Source organism: Streptomyces sp. NPDC001532 (assembly GCF_040298625.1).
In the GTDB taxonomy this organism is placed as follows: domain Bacteria; phylum Actinomycetota; class Actinomycetes; order Streptomycetales; family Streptomycetaceae; genus Streptomyces.
This window is the reverse complement of the sequence record NZ_JBEPAL010000043.1, coordinates 24,252-40,432: the sequence shown is the minus strand read 5'-3', so window position 1 is coordinate 40,432 and position 16,181 is coordinate 24,252. Positions and strand designations below refer to the sequence as shown.

Below are 16,181 nucleotides of genomic sequence, written 5' to 3'. Positions count from 1 at the left end.
CGCCGCCCTCGAACAACCTCCCGCACGGCGAACGGCGTGTTCAACGTCTGTCAGTTCGCTGTGGCACGGAAGTGACCGTTCCGCTACGGTGTCCGCGCGTTGTCGCACACCGGCGTACGGGGGCTGGTGAGCGGCCGTAAAACGCCTGATACGGACGAGACGGATCATGTGTCCCTGTTGTGTCGATGTATTGACAAGTTCGGGGATGTGCGGCCAAGGCACTGCACAGCGTGGCTAATGTGTCCCATCGGGCAATAAGGTCGGGCAATCAGGACGCGCGGGGGTGCGTCGTCGCCGGGGGAACTGCGATCCTGACGGCGCGCATCCCCGTGGGCGGGGGAACAGCAAGCACGAACCGGGGGGAAGAGGGGGGAAGCAATGCCTCGTTGGAAGGCCTTGCCGGATGAACTCGATCCGCAGATCAGGGAGTTCACCAGCCAGCTGCGGCGGCTCGTGGACCGCAGCGGCCTGAGCGTCGCCGCGGTCGCCGACCGCACCGGCTACAGCAAGACGTCCTGGGAGCGTTATCTGGGCGGTCGCCTGCTCGCGCCCAAGGGCGCGATCGTGGCCCTGGCCGAGGTGACCGGCACCAATCCGGTCCATCTGACGACGATGTGGGAGCTCGCCGAACGCGCCTGGAGCCGTTCGGAGATGCGCCACGACATGACCATGGAGGCCATCCGGATCTCGCAGGCGCGCGCCGCGCTCAGCGAGTTCGGCCCGCCGCCGGCGGGTGCCCAGGGCGGCAGGACGGCCCGGCGCGGCGCCAGCGCCACCGCCACGCCCGGCATCGCGGGCCCGGCCGGTGTCGCCCCGACGGTGCCGCCGCAGCCCACCGCGTCCGACGCGGACGCCCGGTCGTCCTCGGCCGGATCCTCCGGCGGCGGCTCCGGCGTCAACTCCTGGGGCGTCGCCGGATACACCGGGCCGTCCTCGGCGGGCGGCCGGGCGGCCGGTGGCGGTGCCCGCCCCGCGGGCGGACGCGCGTCCGGCGCGGGCGGCACGGCGACCCCGTCCGCCTCCGCCCCGGCGGGCGGCGGCAAGCGGCGGCTGACGATGTTCCTCGCGGGCGTCGTCGGTGTGCTCGTCGTGGTCGCGGGCGCGTTCTTCCTCACCCAGGGCGGCGGGGAGAACGCGAACGCCGGTGCGACGGCGTCGCCCTCGCCGTCCGTCACCACCGATGCCGCGCTGCCGCCCGGCGTGAAGTGCAGCGGCGACGGCTGCACCGGCAAGGACGCGGAGAGCATGGGGTGCAGCGGCGACCTGGTGACCACCGCCAGGACCGCCACCCTCGGCACCACCGTCATCGAGGTCCGCTACAGCGAGACCTGCGGCGCCGCCTGGGGCCGTATCACGCAGGCCGCGCAGGGGGACGCGGTCGAGGTGAGCGCGGGCAAGGCCCGGGAGAACGGCTCGATCACCACGGCCGGCGACACCATCGCGTACACCCCGATGGTGGCCGTCAAGGACGCCGGTGACGCCGTCGCGTGCGCGACGCTGGCGTCGGGCGAGAAGGGCTGCACCGAGTAGCGGCGACGGCCGGAAGAACGGCCGGAAGAGCGGCCGGAAGAGCGGCCGGGAAAACAGCTGAGAAAAAATAGGTGTGGCCGCCCGGATCCGGGGCAGGCGGAACGTACCCCCACGGGAGTCCGGCGAGAATTCGGAACCCCCGCACGGCGGCCGCCTTCGTCCCCCCTCTCCCGGACGGGCGGCCGCCTTTCTTTTCCGGCCGCCGTCCTTTCCGGCCGCGCCGCTCCGGCAGTCGGGCGGTCTGTGGGCTGGGCCACACCGACCCGGGGGTCCGGCATCCCGGATGCGCGATAGCCTGACCCGCGGATATCTCTTGACGCCAAGAGATCGATCATCCGGTACCCCAGGGGCAGGGACGCCCCACCGCCAGCTGTCATACGGAGAACGCCATGACCCGCACTCCCGTGAACGTCACCGTCACCGGCGCGGCCGGCCAGATCGGTTACGCCCTGCTCTTCCGCATCGCCTCCGGCCAGCTGCTCGGCGCGGACGTGCCGGTCAATCTCCGCCTCCTGGAGATCACCCCGGCGCTCAAGGCCGCCGAGGGCACCGCGATGGAGCTGGACGACTGCGCGTTCCCGCTGCTCCAGGGCATCGAGATCACCGACGACCCGAACGTGGCCTTCGACGGCGCCAACGTCGCCCTGCTCGTGGGCGCCCGCCCGCGCACCAAGGGCATGGAACGCGGCGACCTGCTGGAGGCCAACGGCGGCATCTTCAAGCCGCAGGGCCAGGCCATCAACGCCCACGCCGCGGACGACATCAAGGTGCTCGTCGTCGGCAACCCGGCCAACACCAACGCCCTGATCGCCCAGGCCGCCGCCCCGGACGTACCGGCCGAGCGCTTCACCGCGATGACCCGCCTGGACCACAACCGCGCGCTGACCCAGCTGGCGAAGAAGACGGGCTCCACGGTCGCCGACATCAAGCGGCTGACCATCTGGGGCAACCACTCCGCCACCCAGTACCCGGACATCTTCCACGCCACCATCGCCGGCAAGAACGCCGCCGAGGTCGTCAACGACGAGAAGTGGCTGGCCGAGGACTTCATCCCGACCGTCGCCAAGCGCGGTGCCGCCATCATCGAGGCCCGTGGCGCCTCGTCGGCCGCCTCCGCCGCCAACGCCGCCATCGACCACGTCCACACCTGGGTCAACGGCACCGCCGAGGGCGACTGGGTCTCCATGGGCATTCCGTCGGACGGCTCCTACGGCGTCCCGGAGGGCCTGATCTCCTCCTTCCCGGTCACCGTCAAGGACGGCAAGTACGAGATCGTCCAGGGCCTGGAGATCAACGAGTTCTCCCGCGCCCGCATCGACGCCTCCGTCCAGGAGCTGGCGGAGGAGCGCGAGGCGGTCCGCGGTCTCGGCCTCATCTGATTGTCCTCCCGGCGGTCGGTGCGCTATATTTGATCAAGCACCGGCCGCCGCAACTCGCGGCGCCAGGTCGTGCGTTGGTGGTCCAAGGAAAGACGCCCCGCTTCCTGCGGGGAAATGCAGGTGCAAGGCCTGCCCGGCGCTCCGATGAACGAGGCCCGTCCCGCAGCAGCGGGGCGGGCCTCGTCGCATGCCGCCGCCGATTCCGCGTCGCGGACGGCCGCGAAGGACCCTTTACGCCGCCGCCGCACCTGTGTATTGCCCGGAAATGTCCGTAAGTTCCGTGAGGCAGCCCACTTTCCGAACCGGATTGCGCATGCCCCGGAGGGGCACGGGCAGGTGCTCCCGGTCCTGAACGGGACGCACAGGAACGGAAGGCAACACCAGGCATGGCGGACATTACGGAACTCCAGGCTCGGAAGAGCGTCCACGCGGCAGGCGTATGGCGGCACGCCGTCTCCGGCGCCACGCGCACGATCCTCGACCCCGCGGACGCCGCACCGTTCGCCCTGGTCGCGGAGGGCGACGAGAAGGACGCGGACCTCGCCGTAGAGGCCGCGCGGGACGCCTTCGACGGCGGCGCCGGCGCATGGCCCCGCACCCCCGTCGCCGAGCGTGCCGCCCTGCTGCGCCGCGTCGCCGACCTCCTCGTGCGCGACCGCGAGGAACTGGGGCTGCTGGAGAGCCGCGACGCGGGCAAGACCGTGGAGGAGGGCCGCGTCGACATCGACTGCGTGGCCGACGCCTTCCGCTACTTCGCCGACCTCGTCGCCGCGGAGGCCCCCGGCCGGGTCGTCGACGCCGGGTCGCCCGACGTCCACAGCGTCGTCGTCCACGAGCCGGTCGGCGTCTGCGCGCTGATCACCCCCTGGAACTACCCCCTGCTCCAGGCCAGTTGGAAGATCGCCCCGGCGCTCGCGGCGGGCAACACCTTCGTGGTCAAGCCCAGCGAGATCACCCCGATGACCACCATCGCCCTCATCGGGCTGCTGGCCGAGGCCGGACTGCCCGCCGGTGTCGCCAACCTCGTCACCGGCCCCGGCCACACCGTCGGCGCCCGCCTCGCCGAGCACCCCGACGTCGACCTGGTCTCCTTCACCGGCGGCCTGGCCAGCGGCGTCAAGGTCGCCCAGGCGGCGGCCCCCACCGTCAAGAAGGTCGCCCTCGAACTCGGCGGCAAGAACCCCAACGTCGTCTTCGCCGACGCCTGCGCCACCGACGAGGGCTTCGACACCGCCGTCGACCAGGCGCTCAACGCGGCCTTCATCCACAGCGGCCAGGTCTGCTCGGCCGGCGCGCGGCTCATCGTCGAGGAGGCGGTCCGGGAGCGGTTCGTCGCCGAACTGGCCCGCCGGGCCGCGAGGATCCGCCTGGGCCGGGGCACCGCGGACGGCGTCGAGTGCGGGCCGCTCGTCTCCGAACAGCACCGGGCCAAGGTCGAGGCGTACGTCGCCTCCGCGCTGGCGGAGGGCGCGGTGCTGCGCACCGGCGGCAAGCGGCCCGAACCGGCCCCGGAGCGGCCGGAGAGCGGGTACTTCTACGAGCCGACCGTCCTCGACGCATGCCACCGCGAGATGAGGGTCGTACGCGAGGAGGTCTTCGGGCCGGTCCTGACCGTCGAGACCTTCCGCACCGAGGACGAGGCCGTCGCGCTCGCCAACGACACCGAGTACGGCCTCGCCGGCGCCGTCTGGACCGCCGACGCGGGCCGCGCCCGGCGGGTGGCCGGCCGGCTGCGCCACGGCACCGTCTGGATCAACGACTTCCACCCCTACCTCCCGCAGGCGGAGTGGGGCGGCTTCGGCAGGAGCGGCGTGGGCCGTGAACTGGGTCCCGCCGGACTCGCGGAGTACCGCGAGAGCAAGCACGTCTACCAGAACCTCGCCCCGCGGCCGGTCCGCTGGTTCGCCGGCTGACTCCCACGCCACCTCCGGCCCCCAGGCCACCTGCGGCCCCAGGCCACCTGCGTTCCCCACCACGTCACCTGCGGCCCCCGCGCCACCTCCGGCCCCCACACCGGTTTCACTCCCAGGAGCAAGCACCCCATGTCCCAGACCCCCCACGTCTACGACTACGTCGTCATAGGCGGCGGCACCGCGGGCTCGGTCATCGCCTCCCGGCTGACCGAGAACCCGGATGTCACCGTCGCCGTCATCGAGGGCGGCCCCAGCGACGTCGGCCGCGACGACGTCCTCACCCTGCGCCGCTGGATGGGCCTGCTCGGCGGCGAACTGGACTACGACTACCCGACCACCGAGCAGCCGCGCGGCAACTCCCACATCCGGCACAGCCGCGCCCGCGTCCTCGGCGGCTGCTCCTCCCACAACACGCTGATCGCCTTCAAGCCGCTGCCGTCCGACTGGGACGAGTGGGAGGAGGCCGGCGCCAAGGGCTGGGGCGCGGTGCCGATGGAGGCGTACTTCGCCCGGCTGGAGAACAACATCGTCCCGGTCGACGAGAAGGACCGGAACGCCATCGCCCGCGACTTCGTCGACGCCGCCCAGGCCGCGCTCGGTGTGCCGCGCGTCGAGGGCTTCAACCGGAAGCCGTTCACCGAGGGCGTCGGCTTCTTCGACCTCGCCTACCACCCGGAGGACAACAAGCGCTCCTCCGCGTCGGTGGCGTACCTGCACCCGGTGATGGACGAGCGCCCCAACCTGACGATCCTGCTGGAGACCTGGGCGTACCGGCTGGAGCTGGACGGCACCCGCGCCGAGGGCGTCCGTGTGCGGACCAAGGACGGCGAGGAACTGCTGGTCAGGGCCCGCGAAGAGGTCGTGCTGTGCGCGGGCGCGGTCGACTCGCCGCGGCTGCTGCTGCACTCCGGCATCGGCCCGAGGGCGGACCTGGAGGCGCTGGGCATACCCGTGGCGCACGATCTGCCCGGCGTCGGCGAGAACCTGCTCGACCACCCGGAGTCGGTGATCGTCTGGGAGACCCACGGTCCGATCCCGGAGAACTCGGCCATGGACTCCGACGCCGGCCTGTTCGTGCGCCGCGACCCCGAACACCCGGGCCCCGATCTGATGTTCCACTTCTACCAGATCCCGTTCACGGACAATCCGGAGCGACTGGGCTACGAACGGCCGTCGTACGGGGTGTCCATGACCCCGAACATCCCCAAGCCGAAGAGCCGCGGCCGGCTCTACCTGACCAGCCCGGACCCGGCCGTGAAGCCCGCCCTCGACTTCCGCTACTTCACCGACGAGGACGACTACGACGCCCGCACCCTCGTCGACGGCATCCGCGTCGCCCGCGAGATCGCCAGGACCGAACCGCTGTCGACCTGGCTCAAGCGCGAGGTCTGCCCCGGCCCGGCCGTCACCGGCGACGAGGAGCTGAGCGAGTACGCCCGCAAGGCCGCGCACACCGTCTACCACCCGGCCGGCACCTGCAGGATGGGCGCCGCCGACGACGAACTCGCGGTCGTCGACCCCGAGCTGCGCATCCGCGGCCTGGAGGGCATCCGGATCGCCGACGCGTCCGTCTTCCCGACCATGACGGCGGTGAACCCGATGATCGGGGTGCTGATGGTCGGGGAGCGGGCCGTCGACCTGATCGGTGGTGACGCCCGATGAGTACCGCCAACCCCACCCCCGAAACCCTCACCCCTCCCGTCTTCTCGGTCGAGGGCCTGTGGAAGGTCTTCGGCCCCAAGGCCGACCGCGTCCCGGCCGACCCCGAGCTGGCCGCCCTCACCCCCGCCGAGCTGCGCGCCCGCACCGGCTGCACCGCCGCCGTCCGCGATGTCGGCTTCGAGGTCCGCAAGGGCGAGGTCTTCGTCGTCATGGGCCTGTCCGGCTCCGGCAAGTCCACCCTGGTGCGCTGTCTGACCCGGCTGATCGAACCGACGGCCGGCACCATCGCCATCGACGGCGAGGACGTCCGCGCCATGGACAAGGCGCGGCTGCGCGCACTGCGCCGCCACCGCGCGGCCATGGTCTTCCAGCACTTCGGCCTGCTGCCGCACCGCACCGTCCTCGACAACGTGGCCTACGGCCTGGAGATCCAGGGCGTCGGCAAGGCCGAGCGGCGCGCGAAGGCCGCCGAGGTCGTCGCCAAGGTGGGCCTGGCGGGCATGGAACGGCGGCGGCCCGGCCAGCTGTCCGGCGGTCAGCAGCAGCGGGTCGGCCTCGCGCGGGCGCTGGCCGTGGACCCCGAGGTGCTGCTGTTCGACGAGCCGTTCAGCGCGCTCGACCCGCTGATCCGGCGGGAGATGCAGGAGGAGGTCGTCCGGCTGCACCGCGACGAGGGCCGCACGATGGTCTTCATCACCCACGACCTCGCCGAGGCGCTGAAGCTCGGCGACCGGATCGCGCTGATGCGCGACGGCCGGATCGTGCAGCTCGGCACCCCCGAGGAGATCGTCGGCTCCCCGGCCGACGACTACGTCCGCGAGTTCGTCCGGGACGTGCCGCGCGAGCAGGTCATGACGGCCCGTACGGCCATGCGGCCCGCGTCCGCGGAGGAGGCCGGAGCGGGCCCCGCCGTCGCGCCGCAGGCCACCGTCGCGGAGGCCATCGAGGCCGTCGCCCGCAGCGGCGGACCCGCCCGGGTGATGGACGGGCCGCGCTGCCTGGGCGTCGTCGACCACCAGGGGCTGCTGGCCGTGGTCGCGGGGACGGAACCGGGAGCGGGCGCGGTAGTGCAGACCCGTGGGGACGCGGGAGCGGAGATCCCTGGGGCCGCGGGAGCCCGGACCCCCGAGACCTCCGAGGGCGCGGGAGCCGAGACCCCTGAGGGCGGGGGAGTGGAGTCCGGCAGGGGACGCGGGGCGAAGGCGCACGGGGAGGCCGCTTGATGGCGACCGTCACGGCGTCCGCGCCGCGCACCCTCCCAGCCGTCCTGAAGAACCGTGCCGTGGCCAAGCTGGCGGTCCTCGCGCTCGCCGCGATCGTCCTCGTACCGCTGGCGCACAGCCGCTGGGCGAGCGGTTCCTGGCCGGACGCGCTGACCGTCGACCTGACCGGCCCGCTCACGGACACCAGCGGCTGGATCATCGACAACCGCGACAGCCACCCGCTGTTCCTCTACTTCTTCGGGCACGTCAGCAACGCCGTCGTGCTCTCCGTCCGCGCCGTCTACCTCGCCCTGCTCGCCGCCGGGTGGGCGGGCGTGACGGCGCTGGGCGCCTTCGTCGCCTGGCGGGTCGCGGGAGCGCGGCTCGCGCTGGGCACGGCGGCCGCGTTCCTCGCCTGCGGGCTGCTCGGCATGTGGGTGCCGACCATGCAGACGCTGGCCCTGATGACGGTCGCGGTGCTCGCGTCGGTCGCCGTGGGCGCCCTGCTCGGGCTCGCGGCCGGACTGTCCGACCGGATGGACCGGATCCTGCGGCCCGTGCTGGACACCATGCAGGTGCTCCCGGCCTTCGCCTATCTGCTGCCGGTCGTCCTGGTGTTCGGCATCGGCGTCCCCGCCGCCGTCCTCGCCACCGTCGTCTACGCCGCCCCGCCGATGGCCCGCCTCACCGCGCTCGGCCTGCGCGGCGCCGACCGGGGCGTCCTGGAGGCCGTGGAGTCGCTGGGCGCGACGGCCCGGCAGCGACTGCTGACCGCCCGGCTGCCGCTGGCCCGCAAGGAACTGCTGCTCGGCGTCAACCAGACGATCATGATGGCGCTGTCCATGGCGGTGATCGCCTCGGTGATCGGCGCCGGCGGCCTCGGCGACCGCGTCTACCAGGCGCTGGCCTCGGTCGACGTGGGCGCGGCGCTGGCCGCGGGCATCCCGATCGTGCTGCTGGCGGTCGTCCTGGACCGGGTGACCGGTGCCGCGGGCGGCGGCACCGCCGCACCCCGGCGCGCACTGTGGCCGTACGCCCTGGCCGCCGCGGTGGCGGTGACCGCCGCCGGACGCCTGACGGGTCGCGCCGACTGGCCCGAGGCCTGGACCCTGAACATCGCCACGCCCGTCAACCGGGCCGTCGACTGGATGACCGACCACCTGTACTCCGGTGTGCCCGTCGTCGGCGGTACCGGCGACTGGGCGGCCCGCTTCACCACCTGGGTGCTCGACCCGCTCCGGGACGGCCTCCAGTGGCTGCCCTGGTGGTCGGTGCTGCTGGTGGTCGCCGCCCTCGCCTGGCTGATCGGCACCTGGCGCACCACGCTGACCGCCGTGCTCGCCATGGCGGCGATCGGGGAGCTCGGCGTGTGGGAGCCGTCCCTGGACACGCTGTCGCAGGTGCTGGCGGCGGTCGCCGTCACTCTCGTCCTGGGCGTCGCCACCGGTGTCGCGGCCGCCCGCAGCGACCGCTTCGAGCGGCTGCTGCGGCCCGTCCTGGACGTCCTTCAGACGATGCCGCAGTTCGTCTACCTCATCCCGGTGGTCGCCCTCGCCGGCGTCGGCCGCGCCCCCGCCGTCGCCGCCGCCGTCGTCTACGCGCTGCCCGCCGTCGTCCGTATCACCGCGCAGGGGCTGCGCCAGGTCGACCCGGCCGCGCTGGAGTCGGCCCGCTCGCTCGGCGCGACCGGCGGCCAGCAGCTGCGGCAGGTGCAGCTCCCGCTCGCCCGCCGGTCCCTGCTCCTCGCCGTCAACCAGGGCGTGGTGCTCGTGCTCGCCGTCGTCATCATCGGCGGCCTGGTCGGCGGCGGCGCGCTCGGCTACGACGCCGTCTTCGGCCTCGCCCAGGGCGACCTGGCGACCGGCCTGGTCGCCGGTGCCGCCATCGTCTGCCTGGGGCTGATGCTCGACCGGGTCACCCAGCCCGTGGACCGCCGTCCGACGAAGGGAGCGTGACATGCGACTCCGTACCACCTCCGTGGCCGCCGGCGCGTCCGCACTGCTGCTGACCGGCTGCGGCGCCGCCGACATGACCCGGCAGGCCTCGCCGTTCGCGAACGCCGAGGGCACGAGGAGCGTGACCCTGTCCGTCCAGTCCTGGGTCGGCGCCCAGGCCAACGTGGCCGTCGCCCAGTACCTGCTGGAGCACGAGCTGGGCTACCGCGTCGACACCGTCCAGGTCGACGAGATCCCCGCCTGGGACGCCCTCAGCCAGGGCCGCGTCGACGCGCTGCTGGAGGACTGGGGCCACCCCGAGCAGGAACAGCGGTACGTCGAGGACAAGAAGACGATCACGCCGGGCGGCGAGCTCGGCGTGACCGGACACATCGGCTGGTACGTCCCCACGTACTTCGCGAAGCGGCACCCCGACGTCACCGACTGGAAGAACCTGAACAAGTACGCCGACGAGTTCCGCACCGCGGAGAGCGGCGGCAAGGGCCAGCTGATGGACGGCTCGCCGTCCTACGTCACCAACGACAAGGCGCTGGTGCAGAACCTCGGCCTGGACTACCAGGTCGTCTTCGCCGGCTCCGAGGCCGCGCAGATCACCCAGATCAAGCAGTTCGCCAAGGAGAAGAAGCCCTTCCTGACGTACTGGTACTCGCCGCAGTGGCTGTTCGACAAGGTCCCCATGACCGAGGTGAAGCTGCCCGCCTACCGGGAGGGCTGCGACGCGGACCCGGCGAAGGTCGCCTGCGCCTATCCGCACACCCCGCTGCGCAAGTACCTCAACACCGACTTCGCCGAGAACGGCGGGGAGGCGGCGGCCTTCCTGAAGAAGTTCAAGTGGACCACCGAGGACCAGAACGAGGTCGCCCTGATGATCGCCGAGCAGAAGCTCAACCCGCAGGAGGCGGCGCGGAAGTGGGCCGAGCGGCACCGGTCCACCTGGAAGGCGTGGCTGCCGTGACGGTCACCACGCGGTGCTCCCCGCCGGGACGCGCCGGCTGACCATGAGCCGGTTCCAGCCGTTGACGACGGTGATCAGGGCGATGAGATGGGCCAGTTCGGTGCTGTCGAAGTGCCGGGCGGCCCTCTCGTACACCTCGTCCGGGACGAACCCGTCGGTGAGCACGGTGACCGCCTCGGTGAGCGCGAGCGCGGCCCGCTCGCGCGCGTCGAAGACGTCGTCCCCGGCCTCCTGCCAGACCGCGAGGAGGTCGAGGCGGCGTTCGCCCACCCCGTGCTCGCGGGCGATCCCCAGATGCATGTCCAGGCAGAACGCGCACCGGTTGAGCTGTGAGGCGCGGATCTGGACCAGTTCGGCGAGGACCGGGTCGCCGAGCCCCTGCCTCGCGGCGGCGCTCAAGGACCGCATCGCGGTTCGGACGCCGGGGGCGAGGTGCGTGGTGCGTGCGGTCACTTGTGGCCGCCCGGCTGGTAGTGGCCCGGCACGCGGCGGCAGGTCACGCCGAACCTGTTCCAGGCGTTGATCACCGTGACGGAGGCGATCAGCTGGACCAGCTCGGCCTCCTCGAAGACCTTCGCCGCCTTCGCGTACACCTCGTCCGGGACGAACCCGTCCGTCAGCACCGTGACGGCCTCGGTCAGCTCCAGCGCCGCCAGCTCCTTCTCGGTGTAGAAGTGCGGCGACTCCTCCCAGGCGCTCAGCTGGATGATCCGCTCGGCGCTCTCGCCCGCCGCCAGCGCGTCCTTGCTGTGCATGTCCAGGCAGAGCGCGCAGTGGTTGAGCTGCGAGGCCCGGATCTTCACCAGCTCGCGCAGCTTCGGGTCCAGGCCCTGCTGGGCGGCGGCGTCGAGCCGGACCATCGCCTTGAAGACCTCGGGGGCCAGAGCGGCCCAGTCCAGGCGGGCGGTGGGCTCGGGGGCGTACTGCGTGGTGGAGCCGGAGCCGGAGGTGGAGGCAGTGGCGGGCGCCGAGGCAGGGGAGGAGGCGGGGGCAGCGGTGGCGGCGGGGGTGTCGGTCGCCGTCGTGGTCGTGGGCGTCGTGTGCGTCATGTCCTCGACCCTAGGAACCTGGCGGCCCAGGCGTATGGTCCATTTCCATGGCGAAACCGTGGGCCACCCTGGGCATCGACCTGCACCTCGAACCGACCGGCGGCGCAGTGCGCCGCGGCCTCACCGACGCCCTGCGCGACGCCGTCCGCACCGGCCGGCTCGCCCCCGGCACCCGCCTGCCCTCCTCCCGCACCCTCGCCGCCGACCTCGGTCTCGCCCGCAACACCGTCGCCGGCGCCTACGCCGACCTGGTCGCCGAGGGCTGGCTCACCGCCCGCCAGGGCTCCGGCACCCGGGTCGCCGACCGCGCGGTGCCACGACCCGCCGACCGCCCGGCCCGCACGCCGAGCCGATCCGGCCGCCCCGCATACAGCCTCGTCCCCGGCACCCCCGACCTCGCCTCCTTCCCGCGCGGCCAGTGGCTCAAGGCCGCCCGCCGCGCCCTGACCACGGCCCCGAACGACGCCCTCGACTACGGCGACCCGCGCGGCCGCGTCGAACTGCGCACCGCCCTCGCCGGCTACCTCTCCCGGGCCCGCGGCGTCCGCACCGACCCCGACCGGATCGTCATCAGCGCCGGCTTCGCCCACGGCCTCCAGCTGCTCGCCCGGGTGCTGCGCGCCCGCGGACTGGCCGGCCTCGCCGTGGAGTCGTACGGCCTCGACGTGCACTGGAGGCTGGTCGAGCAGACGGGCCTGCGGACCGAGCCGCTGCCGTTCGACACCGCGGGCACCGAGGTCGACGGGCTCGACGAGGCCGGCGCCGTCCTGCTGACCCCCTCCCACCAGTTCCCCATGGGCGTGGCCCTGCGGCCCGAGCGCCGCGCCGCCGTCGTCGACTGGGCCCGCCGCACCGGCGGACTGATCCTCGAGGACGACTACGACGGCGAGTTCCGCTACGACCGCCAGCCCGTCGGCGCCCTCCAGGACCTCGACCCCGAACACGTCGTCTACCTGGGCACCGCCAGCAAGTCCCTCGCCCCCGGCCTCCGGCTGGGCTGGATGGTGCTGCCACCGTCACTGGTGGACGAGGTGCGCGGACTCGGCGGCTCAGCGGTGGCCGTCCTCGACCAGCTGACCCTCGCCGAGTTCATCACCTCCGGCGCCTACGACCGTCATGTCCGCGCCGCCCGGCTGCGCTACCGGCGCCGCCGCGACACACTCGTCGCCGCCGTCGCCGCACGCGCCCCCGAGGTGACGGTCACCGGCATCGCGGCCGGACTGCACGCCCTGCTCCAACTCCCGCCCGGCACCGAACAGCCCGTGGTCCGCGCCGCCGCCTGGCAGGGCCTCGCCGTGCACGGTCTGTCCCGCTACCGCCACCCCGCGGCCACCGGCCGCCCCGTCGACGCCCTCGTCGTCGGCTACGGCACTCCGCCCGACCACGCATGGGCGGGAACCTTGGAGGCCCTGTGCAACGTCCTGCCCTGAGGTGATCGTGCTCAGTCAGGACCCGTATGATTCCGGGCCGACGCCCACCGCGGGCACCGCACGGGGAGACGACGGGGAGAACACGGACATGGCAGAGACCCGGCGACGGCTGCGCTCCAGCACCGTAGTGCTCGGCGGAATGGGTGTGATCGCCGCGGCCCTCACCTCCTGCGGCTCCGACCCCGACCGCCGCTGCGTCGACCGCGACAGCTACGACTACATCAACGGCTACAAGGTCGTCGCGGACAAGAACTGCAAGTCCGGCTCCTCGTCCGGCACGTCCGGCAAGGGCAGGAAGACCTCCGGCAGCCGCGTCGACGCCGACTGGTACTACGACGCCGAAGTCAGCGGCGGCTACGCCGACTACGGCACCTTCAGCCGCGACGAGGCCGTCGACCGCGGCGGCTTCGGCTGCTCCGGCTCCGGCAGCGGCGGCGGCTGAGCGGCCCGCGCCATGGAACGCCGCACCACGGAGCCCCGCCCCGGCTGGCAGCAGACCGTCGAGGAACAAGGGCTCATCTACCCGCTCACCCGCTACCCCGACGACTCCCTGCGCCCCTACTGGGACGAGAGCGCCTACTACGTCTTCTCCCTCGACGAGGTCGAGGCGCTGGAGGAAGTCGTCGAGGAACTGCACCGCATGTGCCTGGCGGCGGCCGACCACATCGTCACCACCGACCGCTTCGCCGACCTCGGCATCACCGACCCGCGCATCGCCCGGGCCGTCGCCGAGGCCTGGCACCGCCGCGCCGAACTCCCCTCCGTCTACGGCCGCTTCGACCTCCGCTACGACGGCCGCGGCCCGGCCAAGCTGCTGGAGTACAACGCCGACACCCCCACCTCCCTCGTCGAGGCCGCCTCCCCCCAGTGGTTCTGGATGGAGGAACGCTTCCCCGGCGCCGACCAGTGGAACTCCCTCCACGAACGCCTCGTCGACGCCTGGAAGAAGCAGGCCCGCCTGCTCCCACCGGGAAGCCCCCTCTACTTCGCCCACTCCAGCGCCGACGAACTCGGCGAGGACCTGATGACGGTCGCCTACCTCAAGGAGACCGCCGAACAGGCCGGCCTCGACACCAGCTGGATCTCCATGGAGGAGATCGGCTGGGACCGGCTCTCAGGCCGCTTCGTCGACCAGCAGCTCCGCTTCATCCGCAGCTGCTTCAAGCTCTACCCCTGGGAATGGCTGACCACCGACCGCTTCGCCGACCACGTCCTCGACACCCTGGACAACGGCGGCGGCACCGGCACCACCCTGTGGATCGAGCCCGCCTGGAAGATGCTGCTCAGCAACAAGGCCCTCCTCGCCATCCTCTGGGAGCTCTACCCCGGCCACCCCAACCTCCTCCCCGCCTACCTCGACGGCCCCCGCGACCTCCCCGCCACCACGGGCTACGTCGCCAAGCCCCTGCTGGGCCGCGAAGGCGCCGGGGTCACCGTCCACGAGCCCGGCACCGACCCCGTCCCGCGCGACGAACGCTGCTGCTACCAGGCCCTGGCCCCCCTCCCCGACTTCGACGGCAACCGTGTCGTCCTCGGCGCCTGGGTGGTCGAGAACGAGTCCGCGGGCCTGGGCATCCGCGAGTCCTCCGGCCTGATCACGGACGAGTACGCCCGCTTCCTGCCGCACGTGATCCTCTGACCGCGATCCTCTGAGGGCGGGCGCCGGCATCGGCGGCGCCTACAAGCCCAGCACCGCCCGCAGCTGCGCCAGCCCCCAGTCCAGATCCTCCTCGCCGATGACCAGCGGCGGAGCGATCCGGATCGTCGAGCCATGGGTGTCCTTCACCAGCACACCCCGGTCCATCAGCTTCTCGGACAGCTCCCGCCCCGTGCCGAACCGCGGATGCACGTCCACCCCCGCCCACAGCCCCCGCCCGCGCACCTGCGTCACCCGGCCCGTCCCGGTCAGCTCCGCCAACTCGCGGTGCAGCCGCTCGCCCAGCTCCGCCGACCGTGCCTGGTACTCGCCCGACTGCAGCATCGCGATCACCTCCAGCGCCACCGCGCACGCCAGCGGATTCCCGCCGAACGTCGACCCGTGCTCCCCGGGCCGGAACACCCCCAGCACCTCGGCCGACGACACCACCGCCGACACCGGCACGATCCCGCCGCCCAGCGCCTTGCCCAGCACATACGCGTCCGGCACCACCCCCTCGTGCTCACAGGCGAACGTCCGCCCGGTCCGCCCGAGACCCGACTGGATCTCGTCCGCGATCAGCAGCACGTTCCGCTCCCGCGTCAGCTCCCGCACCGCCGGCAGATAACCGGCCGGCGGCACCAGTACCCCCGCCTCGCCCTGGATCGGCTCGATCAGCACGGCGACCGTGTTCTCCGTGAGCGCCGCCCGCATCGCCGTCAGATCCCCGTACGGCACGATCTCGAAGCCCGGCGTGTACGGCCCGTAGTCCGCCCGCGCCTCCGGATCGGTGGAGAAGCTGATGACGGTGGTGGTCCGGCCGTGGAAGTTGCCGCCCGCCACCACGATCTTCGCCATCTCGGCCGGCACCTTCTTGACCCGGTAGCCCCACTTCCGGGCGGTCTTCACCGCCGTCTCCACCGCCTCCGCGCCGGTGTTCATCGGCAGCACCATCTCCATCCCGCACAGCTCCGCCAACTGCGCGCAGAACGCGGCGAACCGGTCGTGGTGGAACGCCCGCGACGTCAGCGTCACCCGGTCCAGCTGTGCCTTCGCCGCCTCGATCAGCCGGCGGTTGCCGTGCCCGAAGTTGAGCGCCGAGTAACCGGCCAGCAGATCCAGATAGCGGCGCCCCTCCACATCGGTCATCCACGCCCCCTCAGCGGTGGCGACCACCACCGGCAACGGGTGATAGGTGTGCGCGCTGTGCGCCTCGGCGGCGGCGACGAGGTCTTCCGTAGCGGTCACGGCATCTCCAGACGGTGGACCAGAAGATGGGAGCGCCCTCCTTCCTATCCTCGCTCGCATGGTGGACGCGGGACCTTCGCCGTCCGGCGCGCCCGGTAGGCTGAACCACGGGCCGTGACTGGCGCGCTTGGGATGGGACCGACCATCGGGGAGCGGCCCTGCGGGAAACTGTGCCGTGCGCCTGGGCCGAACCGTGTACGCCGAACGCCACGTCCGGAGGTC

At 72.6% G+C, this 16,181-nt stretch carries 13 protein-coding genes and 1 riboswitch; of the genes, 10 read left to right on the top strand and 3 right to left on the bottom strand.

The window, feature by feature from the left end:
* The first annotated feature begins 378 nt into the window (after nucleotides 1-378).
* From ABT232_RS30700 to ABT232_RS30670, 7 genes are all read left to right on the top strand, one after another.
* Nucleotides 379-1,530 (top strand): helix-turn-helix domain-containing protein, encoded by a 1,152-nt coding sequence (locus ABT232_RS30700; protein ID WP_351845840.1) that lies wholly within the window; start codon nucleotides 379-381, stop codon nucleotides 1,528-1,530.
* Nucleotides 1,531-1,919: 389 nt separating this feature from the next.
* A complete protein-coding gene (locus tag ABT232_RS30695) occupies nucleotides 1,920-2,909 on the top strand; it encodes a malate dehydrogenase (RefSeq protein WP_351845838.1) in 990 nt (329 codons plus the stop codon).
* Nucleotides 2,910-3,295: 386 nt separating this feature from the next.
* A complete protein-coding gene (locus tag ABT232_RS30690) occupies nucleotides 3,296-4,822 on the top strand; it encodes an aldehyde dehydrogenase family protein (RefSeq protein WP_351845836.1) in 1,527 nt (508 codons plus the stop codon).
* Nucleotides 4,823-4,951: 129 nt separating this feature from the next.
* A complete protein-coding gene (locus tag ABT232_RS30685) occupies nucleotides 4,952-6,484 on the top strand; it encodes a GMC family oxidoreductase (RefSeq protein WP_351845833.1) in 1,533 nt (510 codons plus the stop codon).
* Complete coding sequence (locus ABT232_RS30680) at nucleotides 6,481-7,707, top strand: quaternary amine ABC transporter ATP-binding protein (RefSeq protein WP_351845831.1); 1,227 nt, start codon at nucleotides 6,481-6,483, stop codon at nucleotides 7,705-7,707. Before ABT232_RS30685 ends, ABT232_RS30680 begins: the two co-directional genes overlap by 4 nt.
* On the top strand, nucleotides 7,707-9,641 hold the full coding sequence (locus ABT232_RS30675) for an ABC transporter permease (RefSeq protein WP_351845829.1): 1,935 nt from the start codon (nucleotides 7,707-7,709) through the stop codon (nucleotides 9,639-9,641). The genes ABT232_RS30680 and ABT232_RS30675 overlap by 1 nt, the downstream gene beginning before the upstream one ends.
* A gap of 1 nt (nucleotide 9,642) precedes the next feature.
* A complete protein-coding gene (locus ABT232_RS30670; RefSeq protein ID WP_351845826.1) occupies nucleotides 9,643-10,596 on the top strand; it encodes an ABC transporter substrate-binding protein in 954 nt (317 codons plus the stop codon).
* Between the two features lie 3 nt (nucleotides 10,597-10,599).
* On the opposite strand, the gene ABT232_RS30665 is transcribed toward ABT232_RS30670, so the two are convergent.
* Together ABT232_RS30665 and ABT232_RS30660 are read right to left on the bottom strand one after the other, a co-directional pair.
* On the bottom strand, nucleotides 10,600-11,049 hold the full coding sequence (locus ABT232_RS30665) for a carboxymuconolactone decarboxylase family protein (RefSeq protein ID WP_351845823.1): 450 nt from the start codon (nucleotides 11,047-11,049) through the stop codon (nucleotides 10,600-10,602).
* The gene (locus tag ABT232_RS30660; protein ID WP_351845822.1) at nucleotides 11,046-11,645 is read right to left on the bottom strand and encodes a carboxymuconolactone decarboxylase family protein; all 600 of its coding nucleotides are present in this window, start codon (nucleotides 11,643-11,645) and stop codon (nucleotides 11,046-11,048) included. The genes ABT232_RS30665 and ABT232_RS30660 overlap by 4 nt, the downstream gene beginning before the upstream one ends.
* 47 nt (nucleotides 11,646-11,692) lie before the next feature.
* Between ABT232_RS30660 and pdxR the strand changes: the two genes are divergently transcribed.
* The 3 genes from pdxR (at nucleotide 11,693) to ABT232_RS30645 (ending at nucleotide 14,714) form a co-directional block, all read left to right on the top strand.
* Entirely contained in the window at nucleotides 11,693-13,075 is a 1,383-nt protein-coding gene (gene pdxR, locus ABT232_RS30655; protein WP_351845819.1) for a MocR-like pyridoxine biosynthesis transcription factor PdxR, read from the top strand.
* 88 nt (nucleotides 13,076-13,163) lie between these two features.
* Nucleotides 13,164-13,517, top strand: a complete 354-nt coding sequence (locus tag ABT232_RS30650) for a hypothetical protein (protein ID WP_351845817.1) — start codon at nucleotides 13,164-13,166, stop codon at nucleotides 13,515-13,517.
* 12 nt (nucleotides 13,518-13,529) lie between these two features.
* Nucleotides 13,530-14,714 carry a glutathionylspermidine synthase family protein gene (locus ABT232_RS30645; RefSeq protein ID WP_351845814.1) on the top strand — a complete coding sequence of 395 codons (1,185 nt, stop codon included), beginning with the start codon at nucleotides 13,530-13,532 and terminating at the stop codon, nucleotides 14,712-14,714.
* A gap of 39 nt (nucleotides 14,715-14,753) precedes the next feature.
* On the opposite strand, the gene rocD is transcribed toward ABT232_RS30645, so the two are convergent.
* A complete protein-coding gene (gene rocD, locus ABT232_RS30640) occupies nucleotides 14,754-15,959 on the bottom strand; it encodes an ornithine--oxo-acid transaminase (protein ID WP_351845812.1) in 1,206 nt (401 codons plus the stop codon).
* 104 nt (nucleotides 15,960-16,063) lie between these two features.
* Nucleotides 16,064-16,153, top strand: a riboswitch (ZMP/ZTP riboswitch).
* Nucleotides 16,154-16,181: the final 28 nt, after the last annotated feature.